The sequence below is a fragment of the Telluria sp. AZSoR62 genome (assembly GCF_058111565.1).
Genome location: NZ_JBYTST010000675.1, coordinates 1 through 230, shown reverse-complemented (window position 1 = coordinate 230; position 230 = coordinate 1). Strand labels below are relative to the sequence as shown.

Genomic DNA, 230 nt, shown 5'->3' with positions numbered 1-230 from the left:
CTGCTCCGTCTGCCCCGTTACCGACCACCGTTCGGGCGGCCCCGAAGTTCCCGGGACCGTCATGGCCCGCGGCGATCCGGTGACTTCCAGGATGGCCACCACAGAGTTGCCGGCGGCTACGGCTTCGGCAAGCGCCCCGTCGTGCCGTTGCGACGAGGAGACGGCCGAATGGGCAGCGGCGGTCGCGGCCAGCAGCAAGGCAACCGCGGTGGTCATAAGAAAGCTCCGCC

At 70.0% G+C, this 230-nt stretch carries 1 protein-coding gene; it reads right to left on the bottom strand.

From position 1 onward, the window contains the following. Positions 1-216, bottom strand: a 216-nt coding sequence (locus tag AC3XQU_RS25135; protein WP_489876800.1) for a hypothetical protein, incomplete at its 3' end; no start/stop codon positions are given. Between the last annotated feature and the right edge of the window lie 14 nt (positions 217-230).